The following is a 20463-nucleotide window of genomic DNA, read 5'->3' on the forward strand; positions in this document are numbered from 1 at the left end:
TCTTGGACCCCGGAGTTGGCGACGCCTACCGGATGAGCCTCACTGTCAGTGAACACTCGGCCCGGCACCTGCGCCTCATCCTCCGCAGCTACCTCACGAGTTGGGGCATGGACCCGCTCGCCGACCCGGCAGCCCTCGCGCTCACCGAGCTGGTCGCCAACGTCGTACGCCATGTGCCGGACCGGCGCTGCACGGTGCTCATCCAGCGGCGCAAGCAGGGAGTGCGCGTGGAGGTCGCGGACGGGAACGCGGACCTCCCGCCCGAGGAACCCCCGTACCCCGACGGTCTCGCCGAAGGCGGTCGCGGGCTGCTCCTCGTCGACGCGGTGACCGACCGCTGGGAGGTGCGGCCCCTCCCGGGAGGCAACGGCAAGACCATCTGGTTCGAGTGCGACCGCGACCACGACACCTGAACGGCCCACCCGGGTAGCCGCACGCACGCGCCGCTCACAGGGTCGGAACATGAGCAACACGGAAGAGAACGCGGGCAAGGGCGGGAACACGGAGAGTGGCTGGGCCACCGGAGGCACCGTCTTCGCGGGTGTCCTGATGCTGGTCAACGGCATCCTCGGCATCCTCGAAGGCATCGCCGGGATCGCCAAGGACGACGTGTACACGCGCCTCGGCGACTACGTCTACAAGTTCAACCTCAGCACCTGGGGCTGGATCCACCTGATCCTCGGGATCCTGGTCGCGGTGACCGGCTGGGGCATCCTCAAGGGCGCCGAGTGGGCGCGGGCCACCGGCATCGCGCTCGCGGCCCTCGCGATCGTCGTGTACTTCGTGTGGCTGCCGTACCAGCCGCTGTGGGGCCTCATCTCCATCGCCATCGGGATCTTCGTGATCTGGTCGCTGTGCCACGACCGGTCGTCCACCGGGTCGGCCACCAGCTGACACGCATGACCAGAGGAGGGACGGCCCAGGCCCCTGCCCAGGCCCGCGCCCTGCTCCCGACCGTGCTCCCGGCGCTGCTCATCGGCGTCGGGAGCAGTCTCGTGCTGCTCGCCCTCTCCGCCGTCGCGGACCGGCTGCAGGACCTGCTCTGGGACTCCGTGCCGGGCTGGGCGGGCGTGGACGGGACCTCTGCCGGGTGGACCTTCGCGGTGCTCACGGCCGCCGGACTGGCCGTCGGGCTCCTCGTGTGGAAGGTGCCGGGGCACGGCGGGCCCGACCCGGCGACGACCGGCCTCGTCGACCCGCCGCTGCCGCTGCGCGTGCTGCCCGGCATCGCGCTGACCGCGCTCGTCGGGCTCGCGGGCGGAGTGAGCCTCGGCCCGGAGAACCCGATCACGGCCATCAACATCGCCCTCGCGTACGGGCTCGGCGTGCGGGCGCTGCCCCGGGTGCCGGGCGCGGCGTGGGCGGGGCTCGCGGCGGCCGGGACGATCGGGGCGCTGTTCGGGACGCCGGTTGCGGCGGCCCTCGTGCTCTCGGAGTCGCTGAGCGGCGGCGGCGCACCCGACCACGGAGCCGGTCAACAACCCCTGTGGGACCGGCTGTTCGCCCCCCTCGTCGCCGCGGGCGCGGGCGCCCTCACCACCGTGCTCGTGGCGCACCCGGCGTTCTCCGTGGACCTGCCGGACTTCCGGGGCCCGCACTGGGCGGACGGGGCCGCGGCGCTGGTGATCAGCCCGCTCGCCGCCCTCGCGGGACTCGGGGCCGTCGCCGTCTTCCCGTATCTGCACCGGGTCTTCCATGCCCTGCCGCACCCGGTGCTGATGCTGACCGTGGGCGGGGTCGTGCTCGGCGCGCTGGGGGCACTCGGCGGTCAACTCACCCTGTTCAAGGGGCTGGAGGAGATGAAGGAGCTGACGGCGGACGCGGGCGGGCGCGGGGCGGGGAACCTGCTGCTGCTCGGCGTGGTGAAGCTGGTGGCGCTGACCGTCGCGTCGTGCGCCGGATTCCGGGGCGGCCGGATCTTCCCCGCCGTGTTCGCCGGGACGGCGCTCGGCCTGTGCGCGCACGCCCTCGTGGACTCCGTACAGCCCGCGCTCGCCGTCAGCTGCGCCGTCCTCGGGCTGCTGCTCGCCACCACCCGGCAGGGCTGGCTGTCGCTGTTCACGGCGGCGACCGTCGTCCTCGACCTGGACCTGCTGCCGCTGCTGTGCGTGGCGGCGCTGCCCGCGTGGCTGCTGGTGACGGGGCGGCCGGAGATGCAGCTGGCCCCCGAGAGGTGAAGGCTGCGGAGAACGTCAGGGCGGTAAGGAGAACGTCAGGGCGGTAACGGGACGCATCCTGGCCCCGGGGGCGCGGGGCCAGGACGCTGGACACGGTTCCTGCCCGCGCCCGCACTCCCTAGAACGCGGCGGGACCGCCATTGGCCGTAACCGTGTCCTCGACCGCGCGGATGAACGCCTCCGCGCGGGAGTTGGTGCCCGCCGTCCGCCAGATCAGCGCGACGTCCGCCTTCGGAATGTCGTGGATCGGCACGAATGTCACGTCGGGCCGTGAGTAGTACGTCTCGACGGAGGCGATGACCGGTGAGATCCCCTGGCCCGTCGCGATGAGCGTCATCAGCTCCTGGAAGGTGGAGACCGCCTGGCCCCGGTGGATCTCCCGGCCGCTCGGGGTGCGCGGCGGCACGTGGAAGTCCCACCAGTAGGCGGGCGCGCTGTTCACGACGCCGAAGAAGGTCTCCCCGGCCAGCTCCTCCAGGGAGACCGAGGTGCGGCCCGCGAGGGGGTGGCCGAGCGGCATGGCGAGGACGCGGGGCTCGTTGATGACGACCGGGCCGACGGTGAGGTCGGGCTCCGCCACCGGCAGGCAGGTGAAGAGGACGTCGACCTCGCCGCCGCGCAGGGCGCCCAGCGGGTCCTGGAACTGCGTCTCGCGCATCCGCACCTCGCAGCGCGGGCAGCGCTCCTTGAACGTCGCCAGGATGGCGGTGGTCAGCGAGCCCGCGCCCGAGCCGAGGAAGCCGACCTTCAGCTCGCCCTCGACGCCCCGCGCCGCGTCCTTCGCGCGCGCCAGGGCCTGCTCCATCTGCGCGTGCAGCGGCGCCACGTCCTCGTACAACTGCCGCCCGAGCGGCGACATCCGCACCACCCGGCTGGTCCGCTCGAAGAGCGGGGCGCCGATCTTGCGCTCCAGCTTCTTCACGGTCTGGCTGACGCGCGCCTGGGAGAGGAGCAGCCGCTCGGCGGTGCGCCCGAAGTGCAGCTCCTCGGCGAGCGTCAGAAAGGTCTCCAGCTCATGCCGCTCCACGGCCGCTCCCCCTACGAATAGCCCTACGAGCCCTACGAGTAGCCCTACGAGTAGCCCTACGAAGCGCCTCTGACCTGCATCGATAAGCGATATCGCGTCGATCGTTTCACGCTTCGCCGTTGATCGGGAAGTGGCGTCGGCGGATCTTTGAGTCGTCCGGTTCACGGACGACGAAGCACGACCGAGCACGACCGAGCACGGCCAAGCACGGCCGAGCACGGCCGAGCAACTCCCCTTCCCTCACTCCCTGGAGACCCCCATGCCTTCTCTCGCCCGCAAGACCCTCGTCGCCACCGCCGCGCTCGCCCTCACTGCGGGCCTCGCCGTCACCGCCGCGCAGGCCGACAACGAATCCCACAGCAACGACAGTTGGAACGCCGCCTGGGCCGCGGCCCCGCAGCGCCCGAGCACCGGATTCAAGGCGAACTGGTCGGAGTCCGGCTTCTCGGGACAGACCCTGCGCCAGGTCGTCCGCGTCACGGCGGGCGGCGACCGGGCCCGCATCCGGCTCTCCAACGCGTACGGGCCCTCGCCCCTGCACATCGCAGGCGCGACCGTCGCCCGCACCGAGGGAACGAAGGGTGCCGCCGTCGAGGACGGATCGGTGCGGCGGCTCACCTTTGGCGGAAAGCCTTCGGTGGCCATCCCCGCGTACGGCCAACTCTCCAGTGATGCCGCCGAGTTGGACCTGAAGCCCTTCGAGTCGGTGACCGTCACGCTGCATCTGAAGGGGACCACCGGGCCCGCCACCTTCCATGCCCAGTCCTTCGCCACGAGCTACCGCGCGGACGGCGACCACGTCCGGGACACCGGCGGCGGGGCGTTCAAGGAGTCGACGGAGTCCTGGTACTACCTGTCGGGCGTGGACGTGACGGGCGGCCCAAGAGAGCACGAAGGCAAGGGAATCGCACTCTTCGGTGACTCCATCACCGACGGGTTCGCCTCCTCCACCGACCTCAACCGCCGCTGGTCCGACGCGCTCGCCGAACGCCTCGCCAAGGCGGGCACACCACGCCCCGTCGTCAACGAGGGCATCGGCGGCAACATGGTCCTCAACGACTCGGCCTGGTACGGCGACAAGAGCTCCACCCGCTTCCGCCGGGACGCGCTCGACCTGCCGGGCGTCTCCACGATCGTCGTCCTCGAAGGGCTCAACGACATCGGCTTCAGCGAGACCGACAAGCCCACCTACAAGCCCGCTCCCGTCGTGTCCGCCCGCGAACTCATCAACGGACACCGGAAGTTGATCCGCGAGGCGCACGCGGAGGGCAAGCGGATCGTCGGGGCCACCCTGCTGCCGCTCGGCGGCTCCGACCACTACGGCAAGCACGCGGCGGCGGTCAGCGACGCCTTCAACACGTGGGTGCGCACTTCCGGCGAGTACGACGGGTACGCCGACTTCGACAAGGCGCTGGCCGACCCCGCGGACCCCGAGCGGATCCGTCCCGCGTACGACAGCGGCGACCACCTGCACCCGAACGACGCGGGCTACGCGGCGATGGCGCGCGCGGTCGACCTCGGGAACCTTGGATGACCACGACGGCTGCCCCGGCAGTGCCACGCGCGCCTTCGATGACCGGCCGCCAGAAGCTCGTCCTCACGCTGCTCCTGGGCGCGCAGTTCATGGTCGCCGTGGACTTCTCCATCCTGAACGTGGCGCTGCCCGTCGTGGGCGCCGGACTCGGCTTTCCGCTGGGGCAGTTGCCGTGGATCGCGACGTCGTTCGCGCTGGCCGCCGCCGGGTTCACGCTCTTCTTCGGGCGGGTCGCCGACCTCTTCGGCCGCAAGCGGCTCTTCGTCGGCGGGATGGCGGTGCTGGGCCTGTCGTCGCTGCTCGGCGGGCTCGCCACGGCGCCCGAGGTGCTGATCGTCGCCCGCGTCCTCCAAGGTCTCGCCACGGCCGCCGTCGCCCCGGCGGGGCTCGCCCTGCTGACGACGTCCTTCCGCGAAGGGCCGCTGCGGGAGCGGGCGCTGGGGCTCAACGGCGCCCTGATGTCGGCGGGGTTCACGGCGGGCGCCGTGCTGGGCGGGCTGCTGACCGACCTGCTGTCGTGGCGGTGGGCGTTCCTCGTGAACGTGCCGGTCGCCGCCGCCGTCGTCGCTCTCGCGCCGTCCGTCATCCGTGACTCGAAGATCGTGTGCAGGCACCGGCTCGACGTGCCGGGCGCGGTGACCGTGACGGGGGGCCTGCTGGCCCTGGTGTACGGGCTGACGCGGGCGGGGGCGGAGGGCTGGACCGACCCCATTGCCCTGGTGGGCGGCGGTGTTGGGGTGGTGTTGCTCGTCGGGTTCTGGTTCGTCGAGCAGCGGGCGGTGGCACCCCTGGTACCCGTACGGATCATGCGGCGCCGCGGCGTCGTGTGGGGCAACGTGGCCGGGCTCGTGGCCTTCGCCACCGAGACGTCGCTGGTGTTCCTGCTGACCCTGTACCTCCAGGAAGTCCTCGGCTGCTCGCCGCTCGCGACGGGGCTGGCCTTCGGAGTGCTCGGGCTCGGCACCATGCTCGGCGGGACGCTGGGCGGGCGGGTGGTCGGGCGGTACGGGACGGTGCGCACGCCCCTCGTGGGCTTCACGGCCACGGCGACGTCGGGGCTTCCCGATCATGAGCAGAGGCTGGCCACGGGGCTCGCGACGATGACCCAGCAGGCGGGGATCACGTTGGGGATTCCGGTGATGAGTGCGGTGGTCGCTGCGCAGGGCTCGGTGGTTTCTGGGGTGACCACGGCGGTGCTGGTCAACTCGGGCTTGGTGCTTGCCGGTTCGGTGCTGACCTGGCTGTTGCTGCGACGGGGCCCTACAGGGGCGCGGGGAACTGCGCGACCAGCCACGACGCACTCGCAGACATAACAGCGCGGCGCGGCGATCGTCCGCACGTAGTGGCGCATGGCTTAGAACGAAGCCATGTGCCACTACTGCGGTTGCCGTGAGATTCCGCTGATCAAGGAGTTCATCGCGGAGCACGAGAAGGTCACCAACGCGGCCGGGGACGCGGTGCGCGCCCTCGACGAGGGGGACCACGCGCGGGCCGGGGAACTCGTCCACACCATGGCCCGCGAGCTCGACGCGCACTGGCGGGGCGAGGAGAACGGGCTCTTCGCGGTCATGCGCGAGGACCCCGAGTACGAGGGGTACATCGAGGCCCTCGTCGGCGAACACCGCGAGCTCGCCGAGCTGTTGCCCGCCCTGGACCTGACCGAGCCCGCCGACGTACGGCGGTTGAAGGAGGCCATCGACGAGCTGCACCACCACATCGCCAAGGAGGAGGACGGGCTCTTCCCCGCCTCGCTCACCGCCCTCGACGGCCCGGACTGGAACCGGTCGATGGCGGCCTGGCGGGAGGCCCACCCCGGCGCCTCCTAGCCGAGGTGGTCACTCCGTCGTGTAGTAGCGGTAGAACAGCGCCAGGCCCACCGGCACCGCCACCGCGAGCGCCATGATCGTCGACCGCAGCACCGTCGCGCCCGTGAGGCTGTACAGGAAGCCGAACGACAGGCCCGTGAAGACCGTCCAGCTCACCGCGCGCAGCTCGCGCGGCAGGCGGGGGGAGACTGCGCGCAGGCCGTACCAGATCGCGGCGAAGGCGATGCCCGTCACGAAGCCGAACAGGACGTTCATGCCCGTGATGGGGCCCGCGTCACGGTGGATACCGGACGCCCAGATGCCGTAGACGGCGCCCAGGAGCACGGCTGCGAGAGCGAGCCCGGACGTCCTGGAGAGCGGTCCGGACGAGGCCGGTGCGGTGGGAGCGGCGTGTGCCATGTCAGCGGTCCTTCCAGACGGGGCAGGGGTCGTTGCAGTTGTCGTGCCACTGGTGGCAGGGGCCGGAGCCGCCGTTGCCGCCGCAGTCGGGGACTCCGCGGCCCGCCGTGTCGACGTAGGCCGCGCTCACCCAGCCGCGGGCGCCGCCCAGCCAGTACCAGTACGGGTTTCCCCACACGCTGGAGCCACGCGTCGCGCACTCCACGCGGTCCTGGCTGCCGGACGGCAGGGTCGCGACGATCGCGCCGCCCGTGCTGGGCTGGTCGCGGACGTTCAGGTCGGAGGCGGAGACGACGGTGCCCCAGACGACGCCGTCGTTGTTCGCAGGAGCCGTGGCGGACGCTGTGGGCGCGGCCGCGACGGTGAGGGCGCCGCCGGCCAGGAGCGCGGCGGCGAGGGTGGTCAGGGCCGGAGTGGTTCGCATGATCGGCCTCCTCTCCCCAGCTCCAGGAAACACCCGTACGGCCGAGTGCTCCACCGGAGAGCTCCCCCGTGTGCGCCTGCCCGCTCGCGGACGGGCGGCCCGGGGCCTTGCCTGGGAGACGTGCCGCTGCCCCGCAAAGCCCGAAGTGCCCTGTCCGCCGTCCTCCTCGTCCTCGCCTGTCTGCTCGTGCCGCTCGGCGCCCTGTCCACCTGGGCGAAGCTGGAGATCGAGGACACCGACCGGTACGTCGCGACGATGGCGCCGCTCGCCTCCGACAGCGATGTGCAGGGGGCGGTGGCCGACGCGGTCACGGACTCGGTGATGAAGGACATCGACGTGGGCCCTCTCCAGGGCACCGTCGAGACCTTCGTACGGGAAGCGGTGCAGTCCTTCACGGAGACGGCGGCCTTCCAGACGGCGTGGAACGCGGCGAACCGGGCCGCCCACGACGCCGTGCAGGACGCCCTCAACAACGAGTCCGACAGCGAGGTCACCATCGACCTCGCCCCCATCACCGAGCAGGTGAAGAAGCAGCTCGTCGAGGACGGAACGCCGTTCGCCCAGCGCATCCCCGTCCAGCACACGCAGGTCACCGTCATGAAGTCGCAGGACCTCGGCGAGCTGCGGAAGGGATTCCACATGCTTCAGGTGGCGGGCCTCTGGCTCCCGGCGGCCGCCGTCGTCCTCGGCGTCGGCGGCATCCTCCTGGCCGTGCACCGCCGCCGCGCGGTCACGGCCACCGCCCTGGGCGCCGCGCTCGGCGCCGGGGCCCTCGCGATCGCCCTCGCCGTGGGGCGCGGCACGACCCTCGACGACCTGCCGCCCGACGTGTCGAAGGCGGCGGCGGGCGCGGTCTACGACGCCCTGACGGACTCGCTGCGCACCGCGTCCTGGGTGCTCATCGGGGTGGGCCTCGCGGTGGCGCTCGGGAACTGGCTGTGGGGACGCCTGGCAACCACCCGTCGGCGTCCTTCGTCTCTGAGGAAGGATGGGGGCCACAACCGGTCGGCCGACGGCCGGGTGCCCGTCGAGTAGCAGCCGACAGCCGACCAGGAGGGGCCCGCCGTGGACAGCAGAAGGGGCCCTGTGTGGACGGCGTGACGGCGACGGCGCCCGTGCGCGAGCCGGACGAGGGGCCGGGCGACCTCCTCCCGTACCGGCGGCCGTCCCTGTGGCGGCGGCCCTCCGCGTGGCTCGCGGGGCTGCTGCTCCTCGGTACCAGCGTCGTCCTGGGCTGCCGCATCGCTGACGTGGACGGGATCACGCCGGTGCCGCAGCTCCTCGCGTTCCTGCCGTGGCTGCTCGCACCCGCCGCGCTCGGGCTGCTGTGCGCGGGGCTCGCGCGGTGGCGGACCGGGCTGCTGTGGGCGGTCGTCGTGCTCGGCGGCCTCGCCTGGTACATGGAGCCGTACGGCAAGGCCGACGACGCCCCCGGGAAGCCCTTCGCGGAGCTGCGCGTGATGACGTCCAACGTCGAATTCGGGCGCGGCACGGACGGGTTGATCAAGGCGGTGAAGAAGGAGCGGCCCGACCTCCTGTTCGTGGAGGAGTGCGACTTCGGCTGCGACCGGAAGCTGAAGAAGGCGTTCGAGCCGGGCGTGTACCCGTACCGGAGCGCCGTGGAGGCGAGCGGCGCCGAGGGCTCGGTGATCCTGTCGAAGGTGCCGCTGACGAAGGCGGCGGGGGTGCCGGGCACGCTGGGCATGCCGGGGGCGGTGGCCGACGTGAAGGGCGAGAAGGTGCGGCTGCAGCTGGCGCACCCGATGCCGCCGACACCGGGCGACCTGGGCGTGTGGCGCAAGGAGCTGGGCGCGCTGCGGGAGTACGTGGAGTCGGGCGGGGGCCGCTCGACGATCGTCGCCGGGGACTTCAACGCGACGCAGGACCACGCGGCGTTCCGCGGCGTCCTGGACGCGGGGGTGCGGGACGGCTCCCGCCTCGCCGGCTCGTCGCGCTCGCCCAGCTGGCCGGCCGACCTGCCCTCCCCGCTGGGGGCGCAGATCGACCACGTCCTCGCGACGAAGGACTTCGCGGCGCGCGACGCCCGGTTCCTGGAGATCGGGAACACGGATCACCGGGCTCTTGTCCTGGACCTCACACTGCACCGTGGGAACGGCTGAGCGAGGGGCACGGGTGGGGCACGGCTGATAATGGCCCCATGTCCCACCCGTTCCTGAAGCCCCTCGCGCCCCCCGACTGGCTGGTCAGGAGCCTGAAGCCGCAGCCCGCGCCCATTCCTTGGGCGGCCGTCGCGCGCGCCGCCGTCGCCATGGCCCTGCCCGTCGCGCTCGGCATCGCCCTCGGGAACCCCGCGTACGGCGCGCTCGCCTCCATGGGTGCGCTGTCCGGCGTCATCGGCGACACCGCCGACGCGTACCGGATGCGGATCTTCAACATCGCCGTGCCGCAGCTCTTCGGCGCGCTCGGCGTGACCCTGGGCTCGCTGGTGTTCGGGCACGGGTGGGTGGCCGTCGCCGTGGTGACCGCCATCGCGCTGGTCTCCGGGATGATGTCGACGATCGGGGCGGTCGCCTCCGTGTCGGGGCTGCTGCTCCTGCTCAACTCCGTGGTGGGGGCGGGGCTTCCGATGCCGGGGCAGTGGTGGCTGGCTCCGCTGCTCATGACCGGGGGCGGGCTCCTCGTCCTCGTCCTCGCGCTGCTCGCGTGGCCGCTGCGGTCGGGGGTGCCGGAGCGGGCGGCGGTCGCGGGGACGTACCGGAGCGTGGCGGCGCTCCTGGAGGCCGCGGGCACGGACGCGTACGACGACGCCCGCGCCGCCGTCACGGTCTCCCTCAACCAGTCGTACGACCTGGTGCTCGCGCGTCGCGCCCGCGACCACGGGCGCAGCCCCGAACTGGTGCGCCTGGTCGCCGGGTTGAACGCGGTCACCCCCATCGTGGAGGCCGCCCCCGCCGCCCACCAGGGCGGCACCCCCCTGCCGAAGGAGCTCCCCGAGGCGGTGCGGGAGCTGGCCGACCAGGTGGCTGGGGGCGGGGCCCGGGCCGTCACTTCCGTCGGCCTCCCCGAGTGCGACCCCGATGCCGCACCCGCCGCCCGCGCCGTCGACTTCGCCGTGCGCCACGCCGCCGAGACCCTCAGCGACCCCGACCCCCTCGCGGTCATCGACACCGACGACCGCCTCGGCCGCCCGGCCGCCCTGCGGGTCCGCGCCCGCCGCGCCGCCCGCAACGTCCTGCTGTCCGGCGCCTCCTGGCGCTACGGGCTCCGCCTCGCCCTGTGCATCGGCATCGCCCAGGCCCTGGTCTCGCTGATCGAGGTGGACCGCTCGTACTGGGTCGCGCTCACCGTCACGTTCGTCCTGAAGCCGGACTTCGGCTCGGTGTTCTCGCGGGCCGTCATGCGCGCGCTCGGCACGGCGGCGGGGCTCGTGCTCGCGGTGGCGGTGCTCGGGGCGGTGCCGCGCGGCTGGTGGGACGTGCCCGTGATCATGCTGCTCGCGCCGCTCATCCCGGCGCTCACCCCGCGCGGCTACGGCTATCAGACGGCCGCCATCACGCCGGTCATCCTCGTCCTGTCCGACATCCTCAACCACCAGGGCATCGGCCTGGTCGCCCCGCGCCTGTGGGACAGCCTCATCGGCTGCGGGATCTCGCTGGTCGCGGGCTATCTGCTGTGGCCGGAGAGCTGGCGGGCCCGGGTCGGGGACCGGCTCGCGAACGCCGTCACGGACACCGCGCGCTATGTGGAGTGCGCCTTCGGCGAGCAGGGCGAGTCGCCGGCCGCCGCCCGCGCCCGGATGCGCCGCCGCCTCTACCGCGACCTGTCCGTCATCCGTACGGAGTTCCAGCGCGCCCTCACCGAACCCCCGCCCACCGGCACCCGCGCCGCCGCCTGGTGGCCCCTCGTCGTCGCCGTCGAGCGCATCGTGGACGCCACGACGGCCGCCCGCGTCCGCATCCGGCACGGGGCGCCGCAGCCGGGGGCGGACGAGATCGCCGAAGTCGTGCGCCAGCTGCGCGAGTTGGCACAGGGGCTGCGGGAGGCGGAGATCCTCGTGCCGGTCCCCATCGAGTTCAGCGGACCGCAGGACAGCGTCCTGGAGCCGCTGCGGCAAGAGGTGGGGGCGGCGCGGGCGATCACCTCGCCCACGCCGCCCCGGTGAGGCGACTGGTCAACTACGGGGTCAGTGCACCTTGTTGAGCTTGCCCAGCGCCTTGGCGAGGCCATTGGCCCACAGCTGGTCCACCTGCGCCCGCTCGTTCGCGTCCGGCTGCGAGTTGGTGCACGACGGGCCGGGCCCGCCGCCCGACATCAGCTCGCTGCACGGGCCCTCGTAGTGGTCGGGGAGGCCGAGGACGTGGCCGGTCTCGTGGGCGGTGACGCGGGTGGAGTCGTACTCCTGGTTCTGCGCGTAGTCCAGGAAGATGTAGCCGTGGCCGTGGCCGTCGGTGGAGGCGTACGAGCCCTGCGGGTCGTTGCCCTCTCTGTACTCGAAGTCGCCGCCGCCGCTGGACTCCTGGAGCTTCACGTTCGAGACGGCGCCGTTCCAGATGGACGTGCTGTTGGCTATCTGCTGGGCGAAGGTCGGCGCGCCCGAGGCGTCATAGGTGACGGTGACGGACTTCGCGCCCGGGTTGGCGGCGCGCTTCTCCGCGACCGACTTCAGGACGGCCTCGAAGAACGCCTTGTTGGCCTTGGCGTTCTCGGCCGAGCCCGCGTACTTCGCGTACGCGGCGGTCGAGTTCGCGGACGAGCCTGTGGGGGAGGTGGCCGTCGCGGCCGTCGCCGACGTGGTGCCGAGTCCGGCTGCGGCGAGGCCGATGACGGCCGCGACGGACAGGTAACGCTTGTGCATGTGGGGGGCTCCCTACTCGTTCGATGAAAGGTGAACGGTTCGGTGCCGTTGAGTTTCGGGGAACGTGGGGCGCCTGGGAATGATGGCAGTTGGTAATAGGGCGGACCTATCACCCGCGGGCACGGACTTATCACCGGAGAACACATCCCGCGCCGGAAGTGGACCAAGTATGGCGGTTCCATTGGGATTTGGGCGTCTGGTGTGACCGCTGCGGGCGCTCTACGCTCGCGTCCATGGAGCTCGAGGTGAGACACCTCCGCGCGCTGTGCGCCATCGCCGACACCGGAAGCCTGCACAAGGCGGCTCGCCAACTCGGCATGAGCCAGCCGTCGTTGACGACCCAGCTGCGGCGCATCGAGAACTCACTCGGCGGCGAGCTCTTCGCCCGCGGCCGCACCGGCTGCCGCCCGACCCCGCTCGGCCGGAGCGTGCTGCTGCGGGCCCGCCCCCTCGTCACCGAGATGCGGGCCCTCGTCACCGAGACGAAGGCGGCCGCCGCGCGCGCCGCCGAGGGCCCGCGGCTGCGCATCGGCTCCACCGCCAGCCGCGCCCTGCCGGGCTGGCTGCGCCGGCTGCGCGTCCTGCTGCCGGGCACGGAGACCTCGCTCCAGATGGACGTGTCCGCGAACGCGCTGCTGCGCATGGTGGCCGTGGGCCAGCTCGACGTGGCGTTCGTGCACGAGGTGGAGGGCTGCCCGCTGCGGCCGCAGGACGGGGTGCGGCGGCGGGTCCTGCTGGAGCGGGAGCCGCAGTTCGTCTCGGTCGCGGCGAGCCACCCGGCGACGGCGCGGCCGGTGATACGCCTGTCCGAACTGGCCGGTGAGCGCTGGATGGTGGACCCGACGGTGGACGGGGAGTGGGACGGCCTGCGCCGCATGCTGACCGGCGCCGGGCTCAACCCCCAGATCCTGCAGGGGGATTACCTCACCGCGTCGTCCCTCGTCGCGACCGGCGAGGTGGTCACCCTCTGCCAGCCCACCTCGCTGCCCCGCGACGGCATGGCGGTCCGCCCCCTGCACGGCGACCCGCTCGGCGTGCGGCTGCTGCTCGCGGCGCGCACGGAGGAGGAGCTGGACGCGGTGTACGGGGAGCTGGAGGAGTCCTACTGGGAGGCCGCGATGGAGGCGCCCGCCTACAGGGAGTGGCTGGGGCACGGCCGGGTGCCGGTGCCGGTGGCGCGGCCGCGCGAGGGCGACGTGACGGTGGCGTGACAGGCCGTGCCGGGCGGCCCGGGCACTAGGTCCCGAGAAACCCGGGACCTTCAGCGAAACACCCCCTGACCTGCACTTATGGCCGATTTACGGTACTGCGCCACCGTCTGTGGGTGGTTGTTACATTCCCGACGGACGACGCACACATGGCACTCGTAACTTCATTCCTGTCGCCGCCGCAAAGGGGCACAAACACGGACAGACAGCACGAACAGTCAGAGGGAAGTCACCGCTATGCGCGCCACCCGTCGCACCTTCCGCACCGCAGCCATCGCCACCGGCGCGATCGCCGCTCTCGCCGTCCCCACCACCGCCGCCTTCGCGTCGGAGGCCCCGGCCCCGCACGGCCAGGTCGCCACCGGTGACCAGACCGACAGGACGGACAACAACGTCAAGCCCGGCGGTGACGACAACGCCAAGCCCGACGACAACACCAAGCCGGACGACCACACGAAGCCGGACGACCAGACCAAGCCCGACAAGGACAAGGACAAGCCGGTCGTCGGCGGCTGGGAGTCCAAGGGCACCACCGACCTCGGCGGCGGCTGGTCCGCGAAGGTCGACGTACAGCCCTCGACGCGCAGCGCCAAGGCGGAGATCTCCCTCAACAAGGCCATCAAGGGCTCCCTGAAGGCCACCGAGGGCAAGTCCGCGAGCACCAAGATCGACGGCGCCACCTTCACGCTGAGCGCCGACGGCACGGTCACCAAGACCGGCGGCGACGTCACCCCGCCGAAGCCCGGCGGCTGGACCTCCACCATGAAGGACCTGGGCAACGGCTGGTCCGCGAAGGTCGACGTCAACGCCTCCGCGCGCACCGCCAAGGCGGAGATCTACCAGCAGAAGGCCGTCAAGGGGCACCTGAAGGCGTACATCGACGACGCCAGCACGAAGATCGACGGCCGCACCTTCACGCTGACCGCGAGCGGCAACCTGACCATGTCGGGCAAGCCGACCCCGCCGAAGCCGACGCCTGAGCGCACCTTCGCCCGCGAGTACAAGAACCTCGGCGGCTCCGGCTTCGACGCCAAGGTCTACAAGGTCAAGGGCGGCTACGAGGCCGACATGATCGCCAAGGACCCGGCGTCCGGCAAGAAGATCGTCTGGGACACGATCAAGCAGTCCGGCAACAAGGCCGCCTACGGCCAGCACAACGGCGCCCACTTCGTCCTCTACCCGGACGGCACGATGAAGGGCTGGATGGACGGCAAGCCCGCCCCGAAGCCGAACGGCAACAAGAACGACCACACGGTCATCCCGCGCGGCGGCGTCAAGGCCGGTGCCGACGGCGTCAGCAACACCTCCGACGACGCCCCGCTGCTCGCCGCGGGCGGCGGCCTGGCGGCTGCCGGTGCGGCCGGCCTGGGCTTCGCGCTCTACCGCCGTCGCCAGCAGAACGGCTGAGCGTCTGAGCGTCTGAGCGTCTGAGACCTATGAGTAGCTGAGCGGCCGCTCATACGGAAAGAGATGGGGCACCCCCTGGGCCGGGGTGCCCCATCGCCGTATGCGCGCTTACGGGTCAGACGCCGATGTCGCGGCCGTCGCGCCGCCACACCGACACCACCGAGGGCCGGGTGAGCTTCCCGGCGCCGTCGGGCCAGACGCTCGCGGGCTTCTCGACGGAGGCGCCGTCGACCTCGCCCGGGTGCTGCACCGAGACGAGGACGCGCCGGTCCTGCACGAGCGGACCGCAGGTCTCGGCACCGGTCGGCATGGTGAGGAACTGCTTCAGCTCACCGCGCCGCTCCCCACGGGTCGCGACCCCGAACAGCCCGTCGTGCGAGCCGAGTTGATTGCCGTCGGTCGAGATCCAGAGATTCCCGTACGGGTCGAAGGCGACGTTGTCCGGGCAGGAGATGGGGCTGACCCGGTCCTTGGGGAAGCCCGCGAAGTAGGTGGCGGGGTCGTTCGGGTCACCGGCGACGAGGAAGAGCGACCACGCGAAGCCGGTGGACTCGGCGCGATTCCCCCGCTCCGTCAGCTCAAGAATCTGCCCGTGCTTGTTGAGGTTGCGGGGGTTGGCCTCGTCCGCCCCCGCCTTCCCGGCCTTGCCGCGGTCGGAGTTGTTGGTGAGGGCGACGTAGACCTTGCCGGAGTGCGGCGAGGGCTCGATGTCCTCGGGCCGGTCCATCTTCGTGGCGCCGGCCTTGTCCCCGGCGAGGCGCGTGAAGACGTACACCTCCTCGGCGGTCATGCCCTCGACGTGCGAGACGGCCTTGCCGCCGGGCCCGGCGGTGGCGAGCGGGATCCAGGTCCCGCTCCCGTCGAACTCCCCGTCGGACGGCAGGGTTCCCTTCCCGTCGATCTCGCTCACCGGCGAGTCACCGGTCAGCTTGGCGACGTAGAGGGTGCCTTCGTCGAGCAGCGTGAGGTTGTGCTCGTGCGCGGCGCGGGAGTTGCCCTTGGCCATCCGCTTGCTGCTGACGAACTTGTAGAAGTAGTCGAACTTCTCGTCGTCGCCCATGTAGACGACGGGACGCCCGTCGTCGGTCAGCCGGGGCTGCGCGGCCTCGTGCTTGAAGCGGCCGAGGGCGGTGCGCTTGCGCGGCGTCGACTCCGGGTCGTACGGGTCGAGTTCGACGACCCAGCCGAACCGGTTGGCCTCGTTGGGCTCCTTGGCCAGGTCGAAGCGGTCGTCGAACCGCTCCCACTTCCGCTCGGAGGCGCCCCCGACGACCCCGTACCGCTTGAGCCGGGCGGCGGCGACGGGATCGGTGACGGTCTCGGCGCCCGCGAAGTACTGGTTGAAGTTCTCCTCGCCGTGCAGCGTCGTGCCCCAAGGGGTGGTGCCGCCCGAGCAGTTGTTGAGGGTGCCGAGGACGGTGGTGCCGCGCGGATCGGCCTTCGTCCGCACGAGCTCGCTGCCCGCGACCGGTCCGGCGAGCCGGAAGGGGGAGGTGGCGGTGAGCCGCCGGTTGAGCTGGTGCCGGGGCACGAGGGAGAGCGCCCCCCGCCGCCGCTCTTCCTCCACCACCACAACGGACAGCCCATGAGCGGCCCAGGCGACTTCCACCTGCTCACGGGTGGGGTTCTCGGGGTCGTACCCCCGGAACATCAGCACCTCGTCGGTGTACTCGTGGTTGGCGACGAGCACCTGGCGATGCCGCTCACGCCGCAACGGCAGCAGGCTCAGGAAGTCATTGTTGTAACCGAACTGCCCCGCCTGGGCCTTGGCGGTCTGCTTCTCGGGATCGAAGGCGGGCGCACCGCGCAGGATGGGCTCGCCCCACCGGACGACGACGTTCTGCTCGTACCCGTCGGGGACGGTGACGGCGTCACGGGTGTTGGGCGCGACGGGCGCGAAGCGCAGTCCGCGGGCGCTCTTGCCGCGCGCCGCTCCGGCGGAGGCTCCAGCGCCCTGCTGGGCCTCGGCTGCGTGGGCGTCGGCTGCGTGGGCGTCGGAAGCCCCCGTCCCCAGCACGACACTGCCGGCGGCGGCGGTGGCGACGGTCATGACGGCGGCGCCGCGCATCACGGCACGACGGCTGAGTGCCCCCGCGATCACGTCACCCACGTACTCGTTGTCACTGGTGTTGGGCACCTCGTGAAAGCAGGCGTCCCCGCAACGGAACCGGCAGGTCAGGGCGGAACGGCCGCCGCTCCCCGGGTGCGAGGTGATGATCGGCAGCAGCTTGCGCACGCTTCCTCCTGGTGCTTGCGGGTGCTTACGAGTGGCCTGTTTCCGCCGTGACGGTAGGGGCGACTGTCAGCAGCGCGGCGGCCACCGGGTGAACGGAGGATGAATCCGTGGCGCACGAGGGGGAGTTGACGCGAGGGTGGTACGGGAGGGTGACGGTCGCCGCCCCTGCCCAAGATCGCTTTTCGAGGCGGCTAACCTTACGTGTCCGCCCTGGCCAGGGATTTCAGGGACTTTTGGGAACCAACTCACGCGAAGGGTTGCGCACATGGGCATTCTGGACCGCCTGCGGAACGCGTTCGGCCGCTCACGGAAGGCTGAGCCGGAGGCGACAGCCGCGTCCGGGACGCCGACTCCCTCGACTGCGTCGACATCGTCGCCCTCAACATCAACCTCAACATCCTCGTTGACGTCGACGTCGACGTCGACGAGGGCAACGGTCCCGTCCCCTTCCCCGGAACCCACCCCCGAGCCCAAGGCCACGGTCCCGTCCCCCTCCCCGGAACCCACCCCGGACCCGGTGGACGACTTGGTCGCGGCAGCATTCGACAACGTGACGGTCCCGCAACCGTCCCGGGAACGCACCCCGGACCCCGCCCCGGCAGAGCCGGAGCCCAGCGAACCGGAGGCTGAGGAACCCACGTCGCCGGAGGCGGAGACCTCGGAGTCCGGCCAGCCGGAGGCTGAGGAACCCACCACGCCGGAGGCAGAAGCCTCGGAGTCCGGCCAGCCGGAGGCTGAGGAGCCCGCATCCCCGGACGCGGGGACCCCCGAGCCCGGCCAGCCGGAGGACGCCGAGACCCCCGAGACCCCCGAGGCCCCCGAGTCCTCCGAGCCCAGCGAGCCCAGCGAGCCGCAGGCTGAGGCCCCCCAAGCCCCAGCCCCAGCCCTCACCCTCGCCAAGCTCAAGCGCACCGCCCCCTCCCTGGCCACCGCCTACAAGGCGGCCACCGCGGCCCTCAAGAAGAACGACCTCACCGGCACCCGCGCCCCCCTCTACCTCGTCCTGGACCGCTCCGGCTCCATGCGCCCGTACTACAAGGACGGCTCCGCCCAGGCCCTGGGCGACCAGGTCCTCGCGCTCGCCGCGCACACGGCCCCGGACCCCGCCACCCCCTCCGTGCACGTCGTCTTCTTCTCCACCGACATCGACGCGACAGCGACCCTCACCCTCCCCGAGCACGAGAACCGCATCGACCAGCTGCACGCCGACGCGGGCCGCATGGGCCGCACCAGCTACCACCGCGCCATCGAAGAGGTCGTGGCCCACTACGAGAAGTCGGAGCACGCGGGCGAACCCGCCCTCGTCGTGTTCCAGACGGACGGCGCCCCGGACGCGAAGGGCCCCGCCACCCAGGCGCTGGCCGACGCCGCGAAGCACCCCCTCTTCTTCCAGTTCGTCGCCTTCGGTGAGCACGACGCCAAGGGCTTCGACTACCTGCGCAGGCTGAAGGCGGACAACGCCGCGTTCTTCCACGCGGGCCCCGCCCCCCGCGAGCTCACCGACAAGGAGCTCTACGAGGGCCTCCTGGCGGCCTGGCGCCCGTAAGCCGTGACAAGGGGTGGGCGCACGGCGCGTCCACCCCTCGGTACCAGCGGCAATCGAGGTGAGTGGATCTCCGTCAGGCCGTTAGGATTTCGACCATGGCGGCCACTGGATCCGAGAAGCAGGGGGCGAACGAGAACGCGAAGGCGTTCTACGTGTCGACCCCCATCTACTACGTAAACGACGCTCCTCACCTGGGCCACGCCTACACGACCGTCGCAGGCGACGTGCTCACGCGCTGGCACCGTCAGCGCGGCGAGAAGGTGTGGTACCTCACCGGCACGGACGAGCACGGTCAGAAGATCATGCGCACGGCCGAGGCGAACGGGGTCACGCCCCAGGAGTGGTGCGACAAGCTCGTCACCGAGGCGTGGAAGCCCCTCTGGGAGCACCTGAACATCGCGAACGACGACTTCATCCGCACCACGGAGAAGCGCCACACGGACCGCGTGCAGGAGTTCGTCCAGGATCTCTACGACAAGGGCGAGATCTACAAGGGCGGTTACGAGGGCCCGTACTGCGTGGGCTGCGAGGAGTACAAGCTCCCCGGCGACCTCATCGACGGCGAGGCGGGCGGCGAGTTCGCGGGGCAGAAGCTCTGCCCCATCCACAAGAAGCCCGTGGAGATCCTCAGCGAGGAGAACTACTTCTTCAAGCTGAGCGAGTACAGCGACAAGCTCCTCGCGCTCTACGAGTCGAACCCGGGCTTCATCCAGCCCGAGTCCGCGCGCAACGAGGTCGTGAACTTCGTCAAGCAGGGCCTGCAGGACCTCTCCATCTCCCGGTCGACCTTCGACTGGGGCGTCAAGGTCCCCTGGGACGACAAGCACGTCATCTACGTCTGGATCGACGCGCTCCTGAACTACGCGACGGCCGTCGGCTACGGCGCGAACCAGGAGAAGTTCGACACCACCTTCCCCGCCGATGTGCACCTCGTCGGCAAGGACATCCTCCGCTTCCACGCGGTGATCTGGCCCGCGATGCTGCTCGCGCAGGGCCTGCCGGTCCCCGGCAAGGTCGCGGCCAACGGCTGGCTGATGGTCGGCGGCGAGAAGATGTCGAAGTCGAACCTGACCGGCATCAAGCCGCAGGACCTGACCTCGCACTTCGGCGTCGACGCGTACCGCTGGTACTTCCTGCGCGCCATCGCGTTCGGCAGCGACGGCTCGTTCTCCTGGGAGGACTTCACCGCCCGCTACACCAGCGAGCTGGCGAACGACTACGGCAACCTCGCCTCGCGCGTGGCCGCCATGGTCGGCAAGTACTTCGACGGCTCCCTGCCCGCCTCGGCGGCCGACGGCGACGCGGAGAAGACCCTCCACGACGCCCTCGCGGCCACCGTCGCCCAGGCCGACCGCGCCATCGGCGAGGAGCTCGACTTCCAGTCGGGCATCCTCGCGGTCTTCGACTTCGTGAAGCTGGTCAACGGCTACATCACGGAGCAGGAGCCGTGGAAGGTCGCCAAGGACGACTCCGACGAGGGCAAGGTCCGCCTCGCCACGATCCTCTACACGGCGGCGGAGTCGCTGCGCGCCGTGGCCGTCCTGCTCAACCCGATCATGCCGGAGACCTCACAGAAGCTCTGGGAGTCCCTCGGCGCGGAGGCGTCGCTCGGCGCCCTCGCCGACCAGCCGGTCCAGTCGGCCGGCACCTGGGGGCGGCTCCCCGCGGGCTCGACGGTGACGAAGGGCGCGGTGCTGTTCCCGCGCCTGGAGGAGCCGAAGTCGGCGTAACAGCGAGCTAGTTCATCGATTCGGCAGGAGCCGGAACCGCGCGCCGCGGTTCCGGCTCTTACCGTTTGGCACGGCGTTCAGCGGACGTTGATGCTCCGTCCATCCGCACCGGCTGCACTGACCTACCCAACCG

Annotated in this window: 18 protein-coding genes; 13 read left to right on the forward strand and 5 right to left on the reverse strand. The window is 71.5% G+C overall.

All coding sequences use genetic code 11. From position 1 onward, the window contains the following. Window positions 1-32: 32 nt before the first annotated feature. Genes ACQB60_RS39970 through ACQB60_RS39980 form a run of 3 tightly spaced genes read left to right on the forward strand, consistent with a single transcriptional unit; the run spans window position 33 to window position 2177 of the window. On the forward strand, window positions 33-413 hold the full coding sequence (locus tag ACQB60_RS39970) for an ATP-binding protein (RefSeq protein ID WP_496931088.1): 381 nt from the start codon (window positions 33-35) through the stop codon (window positions 411-413). Window positions 414-462: 49 nt separating this feature from the next. Then, a complete protein-coding gene (locus tag ACQB60_RS39975) occupies window positions 463-894 on the forward strand; it encodes a DUF7144 family membrane protein (protein WP_496931008.1) in 432 nt (143 codons plus the stop codon). 5 nt (window positions 895-899) lie between these two features. After that, window positions 900-2177, forward strand: a complete 1278-nt coding sequence (locus tag ACQB60_RS39980; RefSeq protein ID WP_496931009.1) for an ion channel protein — start codon at window positions 900-902, stop codon at window positions 2175-2177. 118 nt (window positions 2178-2295) lie between these two features. On the opposite strand, the gene ACQB60_RS39985 is transcribed toward ACQB60_RS39980, so the two are convergent. After that, a complete protein-coding gene (locus ACQB60_RS39985; RefSeq protein WP_496931010.1) occupies window positions 2296-3204 on the reverse strand; it encodes a LysR family transcriptional regulator in 909 nt (302 codons plus the stop codon). 259 nt (window positions 3205-3463) lie between these two features. Here ACQB60_RS39985 and ACQB60_RS39990 point away from each other — a divergent pair, with 259 nt between their 5' ends. From ACQB60_RS39990 to ACQB60_RS40000, 3 genes are read left to right on the forward strand one after another with little or no spacing between them, the layout of a single operon-like run. Then, window positions 3464-4738, forward strand: coding sequence for an SGNH/GDSL hydrolase family protein (locus tag ACQB60_RS39990; RefSeq protein ID WP_496931011.1), 1275 nt, complete (start codon window positions 3464-3466; stop codon window positions 4736-4738). Next, window positions 4735-6051 carry an MFS transporter gene (locus ACQB60_RS39995; protein ID WP_496931012.1) on the forward strand — a complete coding sequence of 439 codons (1317 nt, stop codon included), beginning with the start codon at window positions 4735-4737 and terminating at the stop codon, window positions 6049-6051. Before ACQB60_RS39990 ends, ACQB60_RS39995 begins: the two co-directional genes overlap by 4 nt. A gap of 54 nt (window positions 6052-6105) precedes the next feature. Continuing rightward, window positions 6106-6564 carry a hemerythrin domain-containing protein gene (locus ACQB60_RS40000; RefSeq protein ID WP_496931013.1) on the forward strand — a complete coding sequence of 153 codons (459 nt, stop codon included), beginning with the start codon at window positions 6106-6108 and terminating at the stop codon, window positions 6562-6564. A 9-nt stretch (window positions 6565-6573) separates the two neighbouring features. Here ACQB60_RS40000 and ACQB60_RS40005 read toward each other — a convergent pair whose 3' ends face one another. Both ACQB60_RS40005 and ACQB60_RS40010 read right to left on the reverse strand, forming a co-directional pair. Further along, window positions 6574-6963, reverse strand: a complete 390-nt coding sequence (locus tag ACQB60_RS40005; protein WP_496931014.1) for a hypothetical protein — start codon at window positions 6961-6963, stop codon at window positions 6574-6576. Window position 6964: 1 nt separating this feature from the next. Further along, window positions 6965-7387, reverse strand: a complete 423-nt coding sequence (locus ACQB60_RS40010; RefSeq protein ID WP_496931015.1) for an SH3 domain-containing protein — start codon at window positions 7385-7387, stop codon at window positions 6965-6967. Between the two features lie 126 nt (window positions 7388-7513). Here ACQB60_RS40010 and ACQB60_RS40015 point away from each other — a divergent pair, with 126 nt between their 5' ends. From ACQB60_RS40015 to ACQB60_RS40025, 3 genes are read left to right on the forward strand one after another with little or no spacing between them, the layout of a single operon-like run. Continuing rightward, window positions 7514-8422, forward strand: a complete 909-nt coding sequence (locus tag ACQB60_RS40015; protein WP_496931089.1) for a hypothetical protein — start codon at window positions 7514-7516, stop codon at window positions 8420-8422. Window positions 8423-8475: 53 nt separating this feature from the next. Continuing rightward, a complete protein-coding gene (locus tag ACQB60_RS40020) occupies window positions 8476-9507 on the forward strand; it encodes an endonuclease/exonuclease/phosphatase family protein (RefSeq protein WP_496931016.1) in 1032 nt (343 codons plus the stop codon). 38 nt (window positions 9508-9545) lie between these two features. Further along, entirely contained in the window at window positions 9546-11510 is a 1965-nt protein-coding gene (locus ACQB60_RS40025) for an FUSC family protein (RefSeq protein ID WP_496931017.1), read from the forward strand. A gap of 21 nt (window positions 11511-11531) precedes the next feature. Here ACQB60_RS40025 and snpA read toward each other — a convergent pair whose 3' ends face one another. Continuing rightward, window positions 11532-12203 (reverse strand): snapalysin, encoded by a 672-nt coding sequence (gene snpA / locus ACQB60_RS40030; protein ID WP_496931018.1) that lies wholly within the window; start codon window positions 12201-12203, stop codon window positions 11532-11534. A gap of 233 nt (window positions 12204-12436) precedes the next feature. On the opposite strand from snpA, the gene ACQB60_RS40035 reads away from it, so the two are divergent. Next, on the forward strand, window positions 12437-13414 hold the full coding sequence (locus ACQB60_RS40035; protein ID WP_496931019.1) for a LysR family transcriptional regulator: 978 nt from the start codon (window positions 12437-12439) through the stop codon (window positions 13412-13414). A gap of 234 nt (window positions 13415-13648) precedes the next feature. After that, on the forward strand, window positions 13649-14818 hold the full coding sequence (locus tag ACQB60_RS40040; RefSeq protein WP_496931020.1) for a hypothetical protein: 1170 nt from the start codon (window positions 13649-13651) through the stop codon (window positions 14816-14818). Window positions 14819-14933: 115 nt separating this feature from the next. Here ACQB60_RS40040 and ACQB60_RS40045 read toward each other — a convergent pair whose 3' ends face one another. After that, window positions 14934-17054, reverse strand: coding sequence for a PhoX family protein (locus tag ACQB60_RS40045; RefSeq protein ID WP_496931021.1), 2121 nt, complete (start codon window positions 17052-17054; stop codon window positions 14934-14936). Window positions 17055-17604: 550 nt separating this feature from the next. On the opposite strand from ACQB60_RS40045, the gene ACQB60_RS40050 reads away from it, so the two are divergent. Next, window positions 17605-18600: a VWA domain-containing protein gene (locus ACQB60_RS40050; RefSeq protein ID WP_496931022.1), complete on the forward strand. Its 996-nt coding sequence runs from the start codon at window positions 17605-17607 to the stop codon at window positions 18598-18600. Between the two features lie 95 nt (window positions 18601-18695). Beyond that, window positions 18696-20330 (forward strand): methionine--tRNA ligase, encoded by a 1635-nt coding sequence (gene metG, locus ACQB60_RS40055; RefSeq protein WP_496931023.1) that lies wholly within the window; start codon window positions 18696-18698, stop codon window positions 20328-20330. Window positions 20331-20463: the final 133 nt, after the last annotated feature.

It is taken from the genome of Streptomyces odontotermitis, from assembly GCF_050510915.1.
Taxonomy (GTDB): domain Bacteria; phylum Actinomycetota; class Actinomycetes; order Streptomycetales; family Streptomycetaceae; genus Streptomyces.